Source organism: Spirillospora sp. NPDC127506, from assembly GCF_040302145.1.
In the GTDB taxonomy this organism is placed as follows: Bacteria; Actinomycetota; Actinomycetes; order Streptosporangiales; family Streptosporangiaceae; genus Spirillospora.
Map to the genome: position 1 here is coordinate 67,740 of NZ_JBEORG010000016.1, position 16,024 is coordinate 83,763.

The following is a 16,024-nucleotide window of genomic DNA, read 5'->3' on the forward strand; positions in this document are numbered from 1 at the left end:
CCGTCGGGCCGCGCCGCCGCGCCTTTTGGTGCACGGGGACTCCGAAAAGGCGCGAGCGTGATGAGGTGCCCGGGTGTGAATTGGTGCAAATCTGCTTTACCGTCGGTTGGGTTTAGCGGGTGCGGGCGGGATTGGTTAGGTTGTTCAGCCGTTGAGGTGACTAAAAATGTGGCCGAAGGTGCTTGCCTAGTGGCGCGGCATCGAGAAATGGTCGAGCTCCCGATGAACGGGAACGGCACCGGATTTCCGGGCGCCGGTCACACCAAATGGGAGACGAAATGGCCGCGAAGAACATCACCGGAAATGGCGCCAACGGGAACGGCGTCACGGACAACGAGAACGCCGGAAACGGCGCCGCCGCTGTCACGGGCGGGGCGCGCCCGTCCGGTGCGGCTGGGGACGTGTGGGACGCGCTGACGGGCAACCCGGGTGCGACCGTGACCGCGCTGGTCGAGGCGTCGGGTGTCAGCCGCGCCACCGTCACGCGGACGCTGACCACCCTGGAGCGCGACGGGCGCGCCGCCCGGACGCGCGGCGGTCGGGACGGCGGGAAGCGCCAGCCCGACACCTGGCACCCGGTCACGGCCACCACCGCCGACGACACCCCGGCCACCGACCACACGCCGGACGCCTCCGACCCGGACGCGCCGACCGGTGACGCGGACACCGCCATCGACACCCCGGTCAGCACCGACGCGCCGACCGCCGACGACACCGCCCCCGGGCAGGACGCGCCGACCGAGGCACCTGCCACCGGTGAGGACGCGCCGACCGGCACGGACACCGCCCCCGTCACCGCCCCCACCGGTGACGCGCCCGCCACCGAACCCACGGACGCCGGGGACGCGGGGGCGGGGATGGACGCGACGGCGGTCGCAGAGGCGCGGGACGCGCTGACCGCGCTGCAGGACGCCATCGGGGCGGCGTTGACCGCACTGGACGCCGGGGACGGTGCGGCGGCGCTGACGGCGGCCGAGGGCGCCTACAGCGGGTCGGGGCTGGTGCGGCGGCTGGTGCGCGCCGCCGCCAACGGGCGCCCGCGCACCGCGTCGGGCGCGCCGCGTTCGGCGCCGGGTGAGATGCGCGCGAAGGTCGCCGGTCACCTGACCGGGCACCGGGGCGCGGCGTTCACCCCGCACGAGATCGCCAAGGTGATCGGGCACTCGGCGGGGGCGGTGTCCAACGCCCTGGACCGGCTGACCGAGGCCGGTGAGGCCGAGCTGGTGTGCGAACGCCCCCGCCGGTTCACCGCCACCACCGGCCGCCGCGCCGGGCGCGCCGCGCGCTGATCGTCCCGCACCGACCGCCACCCGGGGGCGGGTCACCGCGCGACCCGCACCCGCCCCCGGCGTCCCGACCACTCACGCACGCCAAGGAGCCATGCCATGACCACCGTTCACACCACCCCGACCACCACCGCGCCGACCACCGCCCCGACCGCGAGCACGCCGACCGGCAGCACCCCGGCCACGAGCCCCGCCGTCCCGGCGCCCGGTGGCACCGGTCGCCTCGGATCGGGTGAGTTGCGCCGCAGGGTCGCCGCGATCCTGGTGGACAGTCCGAGGGCGACGTTCACGCCGGGTGAGATCGCCCGGACCCTGGGCCGGTCGGCGGGTGCGGTCGGTAACGCGCTGAACGTGCTGGCCGACCGTGGGCAGGCCGATCTGGTGGCGACCGGGCCGCGCCGCTACCGGGCCACCGCGACCACCGGCGACGCCCTCAACGGCGGTGCGCCCGCCGCCCCGCCCGTGCGCCGCCCCGCCGCGCCCGCGCCGACGTCCGCCCCCGCGCCGACGTCCGGCACGTCGGGCGCCTCGGGGGCGTCCGGGAAGGCCGGGAAGGCGCCGGTGGGGCCGGTGGTGCGGCCGAACGGGCAGGCGTACCACCCGCGCCGGTTGGCGGACCTGCCGGACGTGGCGGCGCTGCAGCGGCTGCGTGAGGCGTCCATCCCGGCGCTGCTGTACGGGCCGCCCGGGACGGGGAAGACGTCGCTGGTCGAGGCGGCGTTCCCGGACCTGATCACGGTTGCCGGGGACGGGGACACCGCCGTCGCCGATTTCGTCGGCGAGTACACCCAGGCGCCCGGCGGCGGTTACGAGTTCGTCTATGGGCCGCTGATCACCGCGATGACCGAGGGCCGCGCCCTGCTCATCGACGACGCCACCCTCATCTCCCCGAAGGTCCTCGCCGTGGTGTATCCGGCGATGGACGGGCGGCGGCAGATCACCGTCAAGGCGCACAAGGGCGAGACGATCACCGCCGCCGAGGGGTTCTACGTGGTCGCCGGTCACAACCCCGGCGTTCACGGCGCCGTGCTCACCGAGGCGCTCGCGTCCCGGTTCGCCGCGCAAATCCGGGTGTCGACCGACTACGACCTCGCGCGGACGTTGGACATCGAACCGCGCGCCGTGCGCGTCGCGCGCAACCTGGCCCGCCGTCAGGAATCCGGCGAGATCGGATGGGCGCCGCAACTCCGCGAACTGATCGCCTTCCAAAAGGTGTCCGGGGTCCTGGGGCCCGAGGCGGCGGTGGCCAACCTTCTCGGCATCGCGCCCGAAGAGGACCGCGACGTGGTCGCCGAGGTCGTGTCCGCCGTCTACGGGCGCGCCGTCGCCCCGCTGGCCCTCGGCCAGCAGATCTGACCCGCACCCGCCCGCACATCACCGCACCGCATTCGCACGCACCCGCACGGAGGAACCATGGCAACGCACGTCATCCCCACACCCGCCCCCGCCGCGCCGTCCGGCGCCGGAACGGCCACCACCGCCCCCTCCTCACCCGCCCCGGTTCCGGCGCCCGCACCGGCGCCCGTGACCGGGTTGGGCGGGGAATGGCTGCGGCTGTCGGCAGCGTTCACCGACGCCGTGACCGACCTCACCGACCGGGAAGACCTCACCGTGCAGTGCGCGCCCGGCCTCGGGCAAGGCGCGCCCGGTTGCTTCGTCCCGGACCTGGCCACCATCGAACTGGACGGCAGGCACCTGCGTCTGGACCCGGCCACGTGCGACCCGTCCTGGCCCGCCGACCGCGACCGCTACCCCGCCCTGTGGGGCGTGCTCACCCACGAGGCAGCGCACGCCACCCACACCCGCTGGGCGGTCCCGGACGGCGCGCCCGCCGCCGCAGCCGATGCGGCGATGGCGCTGGAAGAGTCGCGGATCGAGGCGGCGCAGGTGCGCCGCCGCCCCGCCGACCGCCGCTGGCTGCGCGCCTCGGCCACCAGCCTCGTGTTGGCCGACTTCACCACCCCGCCCACCGCCGCACCCGCCACCCCGCCCGGCCCTGGCGCGCCCGCGCCGTCCGGTGGTGCCCCGACCGGCGCCCCGTCCGGCACCTCGTCTGGCGCTTCGGCGGGTGCACCGGCGACCGCGCCGCCGGTGACGACACCGCACGCGGCGATGACGCCGTGGAACGCCGGACGCGCCGCCGCGCTGATCCTGGCCCGCACCGACGCCGGAATCCTCGAACCAGCCGAGACCAAGCCTCTGGCCGAGGCCGTCCTCAACGTGCTCGGGCCGTCCCGGTTGAGCGCGCTGGCCGCGCTGTGGCACCGGGCGCACGCCACCGCCGACGACGACGCCGAGGCGATGATGGACCTGGGGCGGCGCTGGTGCCGGGTCCTGGACGTCAACCCCGACCGCCCTGTACCGCCCCCGCTACCGGGAACACCGGGCGCCTCGGGCGACCCGTCGCCGCTGGCCGAGGCGCTCGGCGCGACCATGGTGGCCGTGCACGCGGCCGCCGCCGAACCAGCCCCCGGCGCGCCCCGCCCCGACGACCCGGCTGAGAAGCGGCGGCAGGAGAAGGACGCCCGAGACACCGCCGACCGGGCCGCGCGCCGCGTGTTCGGCGCCAGCACCGCGCCGACCACGGCGCGCGGACGGACCGCGATCACCGGCACCCGCCCGCCCACCTCCGGTGAGCAGGCCGCCGCCCGCCGCCTGGCCCGCCGGTTGCGCGCCGCCGCGCACCGCGACCGCGTCACCACCACCCACACCTCACCCACCCCGCCCGGACGCCTGTCGATGCGGGGCGCGCTGGCCGCCGACGCCCAGCGCGCCGCCGGAACCGTCCCGACCGCCGAACCGTTCACCCGCACCACCCGCCGCCACGTGCCCGCGCCGCCGCTGCGGGTCGGCATAGCCTGCGACGTGTCCGGCTCCATGAACACCCTGGCCGCGCCGGTGGCATCGGCTGCGTGGATCATGGCCCGCGCCGCCGGACATATCCCCGACGCCGCCTCGGCCACCGTCATCTTCGGCGCCAACGTCCGCCCTATCGTCCACCCTGGACACACCCCGGGCACCGTGACCGAGTTCGCCGCACGCGACCCGCGCGAAGACTTCGTCAAGGCCGTCGACGCCCTCGACTCCGCCCTCGACCTCACCCGCCCCGGCGCCGCCCGCCTGCTGGTCATCGTCTCCGACGGCAGGTTCAAAGACGACCAGCCCACCGACGGGCAAAAGCGCATCGACCGGCTCACCGCCGCCGGATGCGGCGTGCTGTGGCTGTCGATGTCGGCCAAAACCCGCGCCATGAACGGCGCGCACCTGGTCACCCTGACCGACCCCGCCGCAGCCGCCGACGCCATCGGCGCCGCCGCCGCCCGCGCCCTACGCAACGCCTGACAACCCCGCCCGGTGCGCCCCGGCGTGGGCGCACCGGGCCCGCAGCCGTACCCGCCAACCCGCTACCACGCGCCCCGTGACCGCCTGGCGTGGACGGAAGGCGGCGGCGCTGGCATCGCCAAGAAAGCTCCAACACCGGCAGGAGAGCCGCACCGTGAACCGCATGGAGTCCTACATTCGTGACCGCCATGACGACGCCCACCAGCGGCGTTGCGAGGCAGAGGCGAAGATGCTCGCCGGCCTCGACGAAGGAGAGGACATCGCCGCCGCCGTTGCTGCCGTCGCCGCCGCCCGCGCCACCGCGTCCTGGTGGGACGAGCCGGTCACCGGCATCGACCAGGAGGGCCTGGACCCCGTCGAGGCGCTGTGGCGGGCCCGCGAGTCCGCCCGCCGTGCGCTGACCGACCACAGGATCCCGCGCCACGCCGACCCGTTCGCCCAAGGCTTCGCCGTCGCGTTCATCGAGGCCGCCCGCACCTTCTACCGCGACACCGCGCACCTGGACGCCCTCACCGCCCGCACCGAAAGGACCCACTCGTGAGCAACCTTTCAGCAGCCGTCACCCAGCCCGAGGCGACCGGCGCCTGCCTGGTCTTCGAGTTGTGCGCCCTCATCGACGCCACCGCCAGACTCGACGAGAAGCCCCGTGACCGGCTGCAGGGCGTGCATGAGGTGGTCGCGGTCGCCTACCGCGTCGCTGAGGCGGCAGGGCCGATCCTGGACAACGAGGCCGCGCTGCTCACCGCACTGCGCGAGGCCGCGACGGTCCGCCCGCCGATCCCCGAGTCCTGCCCCGGCTGCCAGAAGAAGGACGGTGGCCGGTGCGGACACCACGCCGGAAGCACCGACGTCGCCGAGACCTACCACGAACTCGGCCACGCCCTCAGCGGCCCCGTCTACGGCCCCGCCTGCGGCCCTTCCCGCCCTTGACGGCCTGGCGCCGACGGCCGCCGCCGACCGGCCCTCACGATGACCAACTGACGAAGAGGCGTGATGACCGCGACCGATTCGCTTCGGTGCGAGAGATCAAGGCGTACTGGGTGGAGATGGCGCTGGTCCCTGGGCGGGGGCGATGATCTGCTTGACCTTGCGCCGATCGATGCCGTGCTTGTCGGCCAGGTACCGCTGCGACAGCGGACGCCCCGGCCCGTTCAGGCTCGCCAGATACTCGGTCAGCACGGCCTGCTCCGGCGTCTGCTCCACTTCGGCGCACGCGGGCCCGGCCCGCTCCGTTGCGGTGCGCCCGCCCGTCTCACCCGGCCAGGACGGGCGCGCGTAGCGAGTGAGAGTCATCAACAACTCGAACGAGCCGACCAGCGCCAGCGCGGGCCACGCGCTGACCAGCGCACCGATGGGGCCGTGTGCGGCGCCGTGCGCCACGTTGGCGCCGACGGTGGCGCAGATGCCCGCCGCCAGGCTCCACCCAGCCAGCGCCGGTACCGGCCGGGCGCGGCGGCTGGCGTCCAGGATCACCATCGACGCCGCCCAGATCAGCCCGTCCACCGTGAACGGAACCAGCCGCGCCGTAACCCCGGCCTCGCCATAGGAGCGGACCAGGTCGAGCATGTGCGCGTAGGAGATGAGCGCGGCCACAGCGGCGACCGCCACCACCGCCAGCGCCGTGGTCGCCCGGATGAGGCGGTCGGTCACCGGCCGGCTCCTCTCACCGTCGTCTCTGCTTTTCGGTGTGCGGTGGGTCGGGTGAAGCCGAGCAGGGTGGAGCGGCGGTAGGACTGGACCTGCACCACGGTCCCCGTGTGCGGCGCGGCGACCATCTTCCCGCCGCCGACCACCAGGCCGACGTGCCCTGGATTGCTGGTGGAGGTGCCGGGACCGGAGTTGAAGAACACCAGATCACCTGGCTGTTCTCGGCCGTGCGGGACGCGGGGGCCCTGCCGCCACTGCGCACCGGACACGCGCGGGATGTCGACTCCGGCGGCACGGTAGGCGGCATAGGTCAGCCCCGAGCAGTCGAAGGCGCCCGGCCCGGTGGCACCCCACACATAGGGTTTACCGAGTTGCGCGCGGGCGTAGGCGATCGCTTTCGCGGCAGCCTTGCCGGGAGGCGGAGCCGTAGAGAAGGCGCCGGCGCACTCGGCTGGACTCGTCTCGGCATGAGCCCCGCCTTGGGCGTAGGCGCGGGCTTGTCGGAGGACCTTGCCGACGTAGGCGCGCGAGTGGTTGTACTGGAACAGCGCAGCCCGAACGCGTTCAGGAGCCCCGCCGTGCCGCAGATAGCGGGCGGCGGCCGGGATTGCGTCGGCCGGATCGTAGACGTCTCTGCGGCCGTCGTGGTCGCCGTCGACTCCGAAGGCGGCCCAGGTGCCGGGCATGAACTGCATGGGCCCGGCGGCTCCGGCATGGTTGCGGCCTGAGGAGATGCCGGGGCCGGTGCCGCGCCCGTGGTCGGACTCGACTTTCCCGACGCCCGCCAACAGGTGCCACCCGATCCCGTATCTGCTCCCGGCGGCGCGGTAAAGCCTCAGATAGGCGGGCGGGATGTCGCTGACGGACTCCCCCGGAGCGGGCTGGCAGGCCCCGCTTTGGGACCCGGATCCGGGGAGGACCGCGCCGAGGACGGCGACGAGCACCGCGACCAGGCCGAGCAGCGCGGCGGCCGCTCCGACCACCAGCGGCATCAGCCGCTCTCCGACTCATGCCGGGGCACCGTTCCCCAAAAGGTGGCCAGGTCGGCGAGCCGGAGCCTGCGGCCGGTGGTCCCGGCGGGCAGCCACACGGGCCCGGCGGGGCCGTCGGGCGAGGCGGCGGAGGTGTGGACGGCGGTGGCGACCGCAACCTCCGGGGCGCCGAGCAGGGCCCGCAGGTTGGCTTCCCGTTTGGGGCTGGGGAGCCAGAGCAGAACGGGTGTGGTGGTGCCGGTGGCTTCGGCGAGGTCGGCGTAGCCGCCGAGTTTGCGGGCGACGCGGGCGAGGGTTTCGGTGCCGGTGTCGTGCTCGAGGAAGAAGTCAAGTGTCTGCGTCGCCCCGCCAGGGTGGGGCTCGGTCCAGCGGCCGAACGCGTCCGGGCGGGCCAGGTCACCCCAGTGCGCGGCGCAGCGGTGCTCGGACCACCATTGGTCCAGGGCCGTTCCGTCGCCGCGTTGGTGAGCGTGGGAGTGCAGGCGGACGAAGAAGTCGTTGACGCCGACCTGATGGGCCAGGCGAGGCGAGACGGCGATGCCGGTCGCGGCATCTTGCCGGTATCCGAACTCGCTCATGGTCTGGCCGTGCTGGACGGCCAGCACGTGCGCTCCAGCGGGCCCGAGAACCCAGTGCCAGGGCCCGGACCCGACCGGCATCCAGGTCCGGAACCGCAGCAGCGCGTGCAGCCGGTGGAGCTGGTTGAGCCGCTGGCGGGCACGCTCGGGGCTGGGAAAGAACAGGGCGGTGAGTTGCCCGGTGGTCAGCACGCGGTGCTCCCACACCAGGGCGAGTAGTTCCCGGTCCCGGTCGGTGAGCCGGTAGGCGACCTCGGCCACCAGTTCGGCGGTCATCCGGGGCGGCCGGACCTGCGTGCCGCGTTGCCGGGTGGACGTCTTCGGCCGCCGGGTCACGACTCCTCCGCCTCGAGGTCTGCGCTGGCCGTCGGGCCGTCCGCCGTTCGGGCTGCTGGGCCGTCGCTCTCGGCTGAGGGTGAGGCGCCGGCGAGGTCCCGGAGCCCGACGGCCGGGATGAGGCGTTTGCCGCGCCCGGCGGCGAACTGCTCGCGGGATGCGTGGCGGAGGGCGGCGGCGCGTCCGGGGACCGGTTCGGGGAGCGGGCGGGTGCGGAAGGTGAATGCCGGGGTCGGGGCGTTCCCGTCCATCAGCCGGGCCGCCGCCTGGTACGCCCCGAGGTGGGAGAGGTCGTGTGGGGCGAGTAGGGGTGCGGTGTGTCGGGCCAGGTCGGTGGCGTCTTCGGGTGAGGCGGCGAAGTAGATCTTGTTGCGGGCGTCGGCCGATACCGCGTCGCGCAGGTCTTTGGGGAGCTGGGACAGGTGCTGGTGGGCCAGGGTGAGGCTGAACCGGTAGGCGCGGGCTTCGGCGAGGATGTCGGAGATGGAGCCGGGCAGGTTGAGGAAGTTGTGCGCCTCGTCGATGTAGGCGGACGCGTCGGGCCGTTCGCCTTCGTGCTGGGTGGCGCGCGGGGTGATGGCCTGCCAGGTGTGCGCCAGCAGCAGCGACCCGAACAGGCGGACGGCGTCCTCACCGAGCACGCCCTTGGGCAGCCGCGCCAAGATGAGACCACCGGTCCCGAGCATGCCGCCCAGGTCGAGGGTGGAGGCGCCGCCCGAGAGGGTGTGGCGGATGAAGGGCCGCAGCAGTACCGCGCGGAGTTTGTTCATCACCGGCCCGATCACCGTCGCCCGCGCCGCCGGAGTCAGTTCGTCGTAGGAGGCCCAGAATCCGCGCAGCAGTTCGTCGTCCAGGCGTGCGGTGACGCGGGTCCGGTAGGGGGTGTCGGTGAGCAGGCGGGGGATGTCGGCCAGGGTGGCGCGGGTGCCGTTGACACGGGTGAGGGTCAGGCACGCCGAGCGCAGCAGGTCGTCCAGGCGCGGGCCCCAGGAGGAGGAGAAGCAGCGGCGGAAGGTGGTAACGATCGACTCGGCCGCGAACGCCGGATCACCGCCTGCCAGCACGTTCAGGCAGGGTGGGCGGCCTCGGTCGGCCGGGTCGAACACCACCGTCTGCCCGACGGCCCGTTCGGGGAGGCGGTCCAGGATGTCGGCGACCAGGTCGCCTTTGGGGTCGATGACCAGCGCGCCGCGGCCCGCGGCGGCGTCGGACAGGATGAGGTTGGCCAGGAAGGTGGACTTGCCGACTCCGGTCTGCCCGAGCACGTGCAGGTGCTGGCGGGCGCCGGCGACGGTCAGCCCGACCGGGCGGGGCGCCCCCGCTTCGGAGTCGCCGAGCACGCGGACACCGGGCCCGGCCACCGGGACGGTCGGCGAGGGCGCGATGGGGCGGGCTCCGGCGCGGGTCACGCCGGGCGCGGCCAGGTCGTAGGGCAGGTGTGCCAGCGCCGCCAACTCCGGAACCGACAGCAGGTAGCCGCGGTGCAGATGCCGCGACTCCAGCCGCGCGGCCGGCCGGCGGAGGCGCCTGCGGCGCAGGCGCTGGTGGCCGGAGGTGAACAGCGCGAACGTCGACGCGACTTCGTGGGCGTGCGCCCGCAGCCACCCGGCCTCGGCCTGGTCGGGGTGGCGGGTGGCGACGCCGTAGCGGATCTGGACCTCGAATCGCGGCTGGGCGGCCTTGCCGAGCACGGCGCGGACCTGTTCGGCGCGTTCGGGGTGCTGGCGAGTGAGTTCGCTGGGGTTGTGGTGCCCGGACATGCCGGGGGTGACCAGGTCGAAAAGGAGGCTCTGGGGTGCGGTGGAGCGGCCTCCGCGCAGTGCGGATGCGGCCCGGTGGGCTTTGCCGAGGCGGCGGCCGGTGGCGGGGCGGGCCAGGATCTGCACGGCCAGGTGTTCGCCTTCGGCCAGCCCGGACGCGGCCCCCAACAGGCCCCGCAGGGGGTCGGTGTCGTGGTCGCTGGTGAGCGGGAAGTGGTCGGGCCGGGCCAGCACCAGTCGTCCGCCCGCCGCCCGGTACCCCTCATCGAGGGGGAGGGGTGGTGTGGCGGGGTGGGTGGTGAGGGTGGCGCCGGGCCAGGACGCCCGGATGGTCTTCTCCACTATTCCGGGCGGGATGGTGCCGGGCACCCAGATGTGGAAGCGGACGCCGTTGTGGTCGGCCCGGTACTCGAAGGCCAGGTGCGGCTGCCCGAAGACCAGCCGCTTCCAGCGCGGGTGGGTGAGGCCGATGAGGCGTGCCCACCAGGCGGCGGCGCTGGCCGGCTCCACCTTCGGCGGCACCGCCACCTCGATCAACCGGGCACCCGGGGCGAGTCGGCCGTTGCGCCAGTCCCACAGCAGCCAGCGGACACTCGTCCACGCGGCGGCAGCACCCAGGATGCTCAGCGTGGCGACGGGCCCGTATTGGGTGGCGGCGTCGATGAGCCGGTGCGGGGCGGGACGGAGGTCGGACAGCAGCCCGTACAGGCCGGTGCCGCCGCCAGAGTCGTGGAGCAGAGCAGCGTCTTGGAGCAGGGGCGTGCGGGTCATCGGTGGCCGGCCTCCGTGTCCGTGTCCGTGGCTGCGGTGACCGCGTCGTGCTGGTCACGGCCGCCGTCGAGTTCTGCGAGTTCGGCGGGGTCGGTGGTGACGAGTTGGTGCTCGTGGCCGCTGGCGATGGCGGTGAAGGCGGCCCGGTCGGATCCAGCGCCGGTTCCGCACAGCAGGCCGTGGCCGCGTTCGGCCGTGAGTAGGAAGGTCTTTTCGCCGTCGGTGAGGTCGAAGGCGTCGGTGATCTGGTCGATGGCCTGGGGCGCTTGGCGGAGCAGGATCTGGGTGGCGGAGTTGGCGATCACCGCCCGCCCCAGATCCGAACCGAGCAGGTCTCCGGCGTCCTGAGTGACCACCGCGAGGCCGGCCCAGTGCTTGCGGGCGGACTTGGCCAGCCGGTACAGGAACCGGGCGCCCTCGTCCTCGCGCATCAGCGTCCAGGCCTCATCCACCACCACCAGGCGGCGGCGCCGCTCGTCGGGGTTGGAGACGGTCCGCCAGATCGCATCCAGCGCCAGGAGCATCCCGACGGGGCGGACCTCGTCGGGCAGGTCCCGCAGCGAGAACACCACCAGGTGCCCGGTCGGGCGGGTGGTGGTCGGCCCGGCGAACAAGCCGCGGTACGAGCCGGTGGTGTAGGGGGCGAGCCGCGCCGACAGATCGGCCGCCGTGCCCGCCTCCGGCGCCTGCGACCCGGCGACCTGGTCGAGTTGGGCGGTGAGGTCGGCCAGGACGGGGGCGGGACGCGCCCAGGTGCGGGGGTCGGAGCCGATGCCGCGCGCCCGATAGGCGGCCAAGACCGCGCGGTCCAGCACCGCCCGCGCCGCCGGTGTGAGCGGCTCGTCCAACATCGCGCCGATGAGGGTCTGCACGAACAGCGCCCGCCGGATGAGGGTGTCTTCGCCCTGCCCTTCGGGGAGGTCGAAGGGGTTGAAACAGACGCCGGGCGCGCCGAGCGCGATGCGGGTGCCGGCGACGTGGTCGCACAGCCGCCGGTACTCGTCTTCGGGATCGATGACGGCGACGTGCACGTCCTGGTACAGCAGCCGCAGGGTTTCCAGTTTGGTGAAATAGGACTTCCCGGCCCCCGATCGGGCGAGGGTGACGGAGTTGTAGTTGTCCTGGGCGAACCGGTCCCACACCACCACTCCCGAGGAGTAGGCGTTCAGCCCGTACAGCACCGGCGTGTCACCCAGCACCGGCTGCAGGTCCGGCGAGGTGAACGGGAACGCGGCGGCGAGCGCGGCGGTGTCGAACACCCGCCGAGCCCCGATCGAGTCGGCCGCCAGCGGAAGAGTCGACGTCCAGCCCTGCAGGGCGCGGAACGTGGTGGGCTGGGCGTCCAGCAGCAGCGAGGCGGCCAGCGCCCGCACCCGCTGCACCTCACCCTCCAGCACACCCGCGTCCGGCGCGTGCACCGTCAGATACAACCCCACCCGGAACAAACGCCCGTGACCTCGGGCGAGGGAGGCGGCGAGTTCGGCGGCGTCGTCGGCCGCGGCTTCGGCAGCGAAGTCGGCCAACCGCCCCTGCTGCGCGTTGGCGCGTGATGCCGATTCCAGGCGCGCGAGCTGGCGGCGGAGCCGCTGCGCGGCGATCAGCGGCGGAATCGGGTCGATGTGCAAGGACACGTCGAGGCGCCCGGGATAGGTCAGCAGCGGCTCCAGCCAGCCCGCCCCGACCTCCCGCGGATACCCGGTAACCGCGAACGACGCGCACACACCGCCCGGCAGTTCCAGCGACCGAGCGTTGACGCGCAACGCCGACGGCCCCCACCCCAGGCCGCCCAGGCCGCCTTCAAGACCGTCTTCTGCCAGCTCATCCCCGGGGATATCCGGTCGGACGGTCGGGCCGAGCATGCGTGAGAGCGTGCGGAGCGAGGGTCGCATCAATCCTCCTGCCGATGAGTGATCACGTCGCCTGGAGCCGCATTGTCCACAAGAGGGAGTTCGCCTGGGGATAGAGATTCAGCGACGACAGCGGTAGCGCTCGCGGCGTCTAGGACCTCCGCTGGAACCGCGAGCGCGGCCAGGGCTTGTACGGCCTCGGCGGCGCGCCGCAATGCGACCGCAGCCGAGGCGTCGCGCCCTACCCGGCGTCGTCGGTGCTGCCGCCATACAGGAACCGACGCCGGAGGCGAGGAGGGGATGTCGCCGGTGATAACGATGAGGACCTGCCGGATGAGCAGATCATGCTCGGCGCCCAGGTCGGTGAGGAACGCCGCGTGCGCACCAGCGGCCTGCTCCAGCGCCGGGTCGGGCAGCGCGGGCGCGTGCCGAGAGATGTGGTCGGCCAGCCCGGTCAGATCGACCGGACGGGCCTGGACCAGCACCTGGACGGGCGCGTCCAGGGAGTTGAGCCAGCGGCCGAACACCGCCACCAACCCGGCCTGCTCACCGGCCGTCCGCAATCCGAAGGTCAAAGTGCCGGCGCGGACGAGGACGGCGACTTCGCCGCCGGCCAGCTCCAGTGCCCCGTCCTGGCGGACGGCGCGCACCGGCAGCCGCAGCGGTTCGGGGAGCCGCCCGCGCATCCGGCACCAGGCCGGTGGCGGCGCGACCGGCTCCCCAGCCGTGACGCGTTCCTTCCCGGCCCGCAGGTGGCGGAGGGCGGCGAGACAATAGCGGTCGAGGCTCATGCCGTCGTGGCGGGCGACCGCCAGCACGACCCCGACCGCGACCATCGGCACCAGCACCGCGACGAGGACCGGCAGCGGCACCAGCGGCCCGACAGTCACAAAGATCCACAGGCAGGCTGCGGCGGTGCCGGCCAAGATGCCCAGCTGCCGGGTGGTGAGGCCGTAGAGGATCTTGTCGGGCTGGTCGATGTCGGCCGGGATCTTCACACTCATCGGCGACTGATCGTCCTGGTGGCGGGTACTCATCGGCGTCTCCTGGTCTTGGGCGGGTCGGTCCACAAGGTCAGCTGCCGTCGCGGGACGGGCCGTCTGGGCATGCCGGGCAGCATCAGTTGCCGCGACCGCACCTGCGGACGCCCACCCACCGCCGCACCGCCGCCGGATGACGGCGGCCGGGGCACGCGCGTCACCGGGACCGGCAACACCAGCTGCGTTGGCCGCCGCGTGCCGCCGTTGCCGCCAGCGGGGATCGGCAGCGACATCTGCCTCGGCGCCCGGACCGTCCCCTGGCCGGAGCCGGGCCCGAGGCCGGACGGCGGGCCTGGCGGCATCGGGATCGCACCAGCGGGCATCGGGATCGCTCCGGCAGGCAGCGCCGGCAACGGATCAGAAGGGCCCGGCGACCCCAGCGCCGCGGGCGCGCCACCAGAGGCCAAGGCCAGACGCGACGGTCCGGGCAGCCTCGGCGGCAGCCGAAACAACTGCGGAGCCGGAGGCGGCGGTGGCGGCGGTGGCGGCGGGTTCCAGAACTTGCGGGGGGCGGGGACGCGGCGACGCATCAGGGCACCCAGACCCCGGTAGAGGATCAGGCTCTTCACCAGGCCCGTCAGTGCGCTCGGCTGGGCGGCACGCCAGATCGTTCGGGCGGCCCAGGACGGGACACGGACCATGATCCACAACAGGCACAGCGCCAGCAGCAGATCGATCCCCGTCCCCGAAGCCAGCCCGAGAAAATGGCCACCCGAATCGCCTGACTCGCCTCCGGGATGGTCGACGTCGGAGAACAGCAGCCGGAACGCGGTCGCCAGGATCAGCGCCTGGCACACCCCGATCGCCAGCACCCCGGCGATGCTGCGCCACCACAACCGCGCCAGCCCATCGGTGACCGGCAGAGCATGGAACATCAACGCCACCGGCGCGGCGGCGATCAACACCATGGTCAGCGCGATCCGGATGATGTAGATGAACACCACGCACAACGCCAGCACCACCACACCCAGCCCGATGAAAATCGTGAACGGCTGATTAGGCACCAGGCTCGCCACCAGGTATCCGGCGATCGCCTTGGCAACCCGCCCCGGATCGATCGCCTCCGCCCCGGCCGCAAGGAACGCCCCCGAAAGGCCGTTGGCGAAAGTGATCGCGTAGCCGATCAGGACGAGGCTGAGGTTGGAGGCCGCGAACGCCCCCACCAGCCGCACCACCAACTGCCCAGGCGTCAACTCACTACCGGGCAACGAATGCCCGGCGATCAGCAGCACCCCACCGGCCGTGACCAGCAGCACGTAGCAGGTGTTGGCGATGGTCTGCGACACGCGCCACAAATCCTTCGCCCGCGCCATGTCCGGCGAATCCAAAGCCGGGGTGCCCAGCGCAGTCTGCGACAGCACCTCGAACACCGGCTTGGCCGCACCGGTGACCAGATCGGCGAACCATCCATTTACCGCCTGCTTGGCCATGCACCCCACGTCCATGAACCCGCACCCCGCCTCCTCCCCACCACCCGGAACCTGTCCACCCGGCGCCGGCGACTGCCCCGGCGCTGGAGAAGGCGCCGGGACTCCGGGAGCCGACTGCGACGGCGACAGCGGTGAGGGCACTGCGGGTGTCCGGGGCGGCTGCGTGGGGGAGGGGGCCGACGGTGCATTCGGCGACGGGTTCACCGACGGCTGCGGCACCGGGTCGGCGGCGCCCCACGCCGCACTTGCACCCGTGCACACGACCACACCGGCCACCAGAAAGACCAACAAGACAGCCGTGGCGGGCGACGCCCAGGACCGGTGCACTCGGGCGGGCGCAATCGTGGTGGCGGTCACGAGGGCGCGCCGACGATGCCCTGCAGGATCTTCACCAGCAGCGGCGCCAGCACCGCGACCGAGTACCCGACAGCGGCGTACCGCAGCGTCTTCTTGGCCGCCTCCACCTCACCTGGATCGCCACCGGCCAGGATGTAGCGGACCCCGCCGATCGTGGCGAACAACGTCGCCAACCCCACCAGCAGACCGACGATCACGTTCCGCAGATTGGTGATCACCTCGTCCAGCGAGGCGGCCGCGGCCAGGCTCGTGCCGGCTTCGGCCACACCAGGGACCAGCAGCGCGCTCACCCCGCACCCGGCCGTCCACAACAGCGACGCGGCCACCAACCGGCCCTGGCCGCAACGGCGCCTCGCCGAACAACGGCCGGTGGCCGGCCTCGCGGCGGGCCGAGCGATACCCAGAGCATGCGGACGGTCATCGGGGCGAGGCGGGTGATTGCGGGTGTGCATGGCAGCGTCTCCGAGACTGAGGACGGGTTCGGGCTGCCAGCCGGATCGCCGATGACGGCGCGGTCGGGACTGCGGGTGTCCTCCTCTAAAGGAACACGAGTGACGGATGTGATGCGGCGGGGACCGGGTTCAGGCCGTCCGCCCCGAGGCCGCACCACCACCGGCGATCTCGACTGGCACTACTGA

The 16,024-nt window shown here is 73.4% G+C and carries 13 protein-coding genes; 5 read left to right on the top strand and 8 right to left on the bottom strand.

Annotation, left to right across the window (positions count from 1 at the left end):
• The first annotated feature begins 278 nt into the window (after positions 1–278).
• The 5 genes from ABTW95_RS17325 to ABTW95_RS17345 all read left to right on the top strand — a co-directional run bounded on the left by ABTW95_RS17325 (position 279) and on the right by ABTW95_RS17345 (position 5,558).
• Positions 279–1,289, top strand: coding sequence for a MarR family transcriptional regulator (locus ABTW95_RS17325; protein ID WP_500226778.1), 1,011 nt, complete (start codon positions 279–281; stop codon positions 1,287–1,289).
• Between the two features lie 96 nt (positions 1,290–1,385).
• Positions 1,386–2,642, top strand: a complete 1,257-nt coding sequence (locus tag ABTW95_RS17330) for an AAA family ATPase (RefSeq protein WP_500226779.1) — start codon at positions 1,386–1,388, stop codon at positions 2,640–2,642.
• A gap of 57 nt (positions 2,643–2,699) precedes the next feature.
• Positions 2,700–4,628, top strand: a complete 1,929-nt coding sequence (locus ABTW95_RS17335; protein WP_500226780.1) for a hypothetical protein — start codon at positions 2,700–2,702, stop codon at positions 4,626–4,628.
• A gap of 163 nt (positions 4,629–4,791) precedes the next feature.
• Positions 4,792–5,169, top strand: a complete 378-nt coding sequence (locus ABTW95_RS17340) for a hypothetical protein (protein ID WP_500226781.1) — start codon at positions 4,792–4,794, stop codon at positions 5,167–5,169.
• The gene (locus ABTW95_RS17345) at positions 5,166–5,558 is read left to right on the top strand and encodes a hypothetical protein (RefSeq protein WP_500226782.1); all 393 of its coding nucleotides are present in this window, start codon (positions 5,166–5,168) and stop codon (positions 5,556–5,558) included. The genes ABTW95_RS17340 and ABTW95_RS17345 overlap by 4 nt, the downstream gene beginning before the upstream one ends.
• A gap of 96 nt (positions 5,559–5,654) precedes the next feature.
• Here ABTW95_RS17345 and ABTW95_RS17350 read toward each other — a convergent pair whose 3' ends face one another.
• From ABTW95_RS17350 to ABTW95_RS17385, 8 genes are all read right to left on the bottom strand, one after another.
• On the bottom strand, positions 5,655–6,278 hold the full coding sequence (locus ABTW95_RS17350; protein ID WP_500226783.1) for a DUF2637 domain-containing protein: 624 nt from the start codon (positions 6,276–6,278) through the stop codon (positions 5,655–5,657).
• The gene (locus ABTW95_RS17355) at positions 6,275–7,267 is read right to left on the bottom strand and encodes a C40 family peptidase (protein WP_500226784.1); all 993 of its coding nucleotides are present in this window, start codon (positions 7,265–7,267) and stop codon (positions 6,275–6,277) included. The genes ABTW95_RS17350 and ABTW95_RS17355 overlap by 4 nt, the downstream gene beginning before the upstream one ends.
• On the bottom strand, positions 7,267–8,181 hold the full coding sequence (locus tag ABTW95_RS17360) for a replication-relaxation family protein (RefSeq protein ID WP_500226785.1): 915 nt from the start codon (positions 8,179–8,181) through the stop codon (positions 7,267–7,269). Before ABTW95_RS17360 ends, ABTW95_RS17355 begins: the two co-directional genes overlap by 1 nt.
• Positions 8,178–10,712, bottom strand: coding sequence for a type IV secretory system conjugative DNA transfer family protein (locus ABTW95_RS17365; RefSeq protein WP_500226786.1), 2,535 nt, complete (start codon positions 10,710–10,712; stop codon positions 8,178–8,180). Before ABTW95_RS17365 ends, ABTW95_RS17360 begins: the two co-directional genes overlap by 4 nt.
• On the bottom strand, positions 10,709–12,472 hold the full coding sequence (locus ABTW95_RS17370) for a VirB4 family type IV secretion system protein (RefSeq protein ID WP_500226787.1): 1,764 nt from the start codon (positions 12,470–12,472) through the stop codon (positions 10,709–10,711). Before ABTW95_RS17370 ends, ABTW95_RS17365 begins: the two co-directional genes overlap by 4 nt.
• A gap of 128 nt (positions 12,473–12,600) precedes the next feature.
• Positions 12,601–13,596 (bottom strand): PrgI family protein, encoded by a 996-nt coding sequence (locus ABTW95_RS17375; RefSeq protein ID WP_500226788.1) that lies wholly within the window; start codon positions 13,594–13,596, stop codon positions 12,601–12,603.
• The gene (locus ABTW95_RS17380; RefSeq protein WP_500226789.1) at positions 13,593–15,029 is read right to left on the bottom strand and encodes a TrbL/VirB6 family protein; all 1,437 of its coding nucleotides are present in this window, start codon (positions 15,027–15,029) and stop codon (positions 13,593–13,595) included. The genes ABTW95_RS17375 and ABTW95_RS17380 overlap by 4 nt, the downstream gene beginning before the upstream one ends.
• A 353-nt stretch (positions 15,030–15,382) precedes the next feature.
• Positions 15,383–15,676 (bottom strand): pilin, encoded by a 294-nt coding sequence (locus ABTW95_RS17385; protein ID WP_500226790.1) that lies wholly within the window; start codon positions 15,674–15,676, stop codon positions 15,383–15,385.
• Between the last annotated feature and the right edge of the window lie 348 nt (positions 15,677–16,024).

Excerpts from the sequence above, each read along its gene's own strand:
- ABTW95_RS17325 (WP_500226778.1), top strand. The coding sequence starts at position 279 with ATGGCCGCGAAGAACATCACCGGAAATGGCGCCAACGGGAACGGCGTC.
- ABTW95_RS17330 (WP_500226779.1), top strand. The coding sequence starts at position 1,386 with ATGACCACCGTTCACACCACCCCGACCACCACCGCGCCGACCACCGCC.
- ABTW95_RS17335 (WP_500226780.1), top strand. The coding sequence starts at position 2,700 with ATGGCAACGCACGTCATCCCCACACCCGCCCCCGCCGCGCCGTCCGGC.
- ABTW95_RS17340 (WP_500226781.1), top strand. The coding sequence starts at position 4,792 with ATGGAGTCCTACATTCGTGACCGCCATGACGACGCCCACCAGCGGCGT.
- ABTW95_RS17355 (WP_500226784.1), bottom strand. The coding sequence starts at position 7,267 with ATGCCGCTGGTGGTCGGAGCGGCCGCCGCGCTGCTCGGCCTGGTCGCG.
- ABTW95_RS17365 (WP_500226786.1), bottom strand. The coding sequence starts at position 10,712 with ATGACCCGCACGCCCCTGCTCCAAGACGCTGCTCTGCTCCACGACTCT.
- ABTW95_RS17375 (WP_500226788.1), bottom strand. The coding sequence starts at position 13,596 with ATGAGTACCCGCCACCAGGACGATCAGTCGCCGATGAGTGTGAAGATC.
- ABTW95_RS17380 (WP_500226789.1), bottom strand. The coding sequence starts at position 15,029 with ATGGCCAAGCAGGCGGTAAATGGATGGTTCGCCGATCTGGTCACCGGT.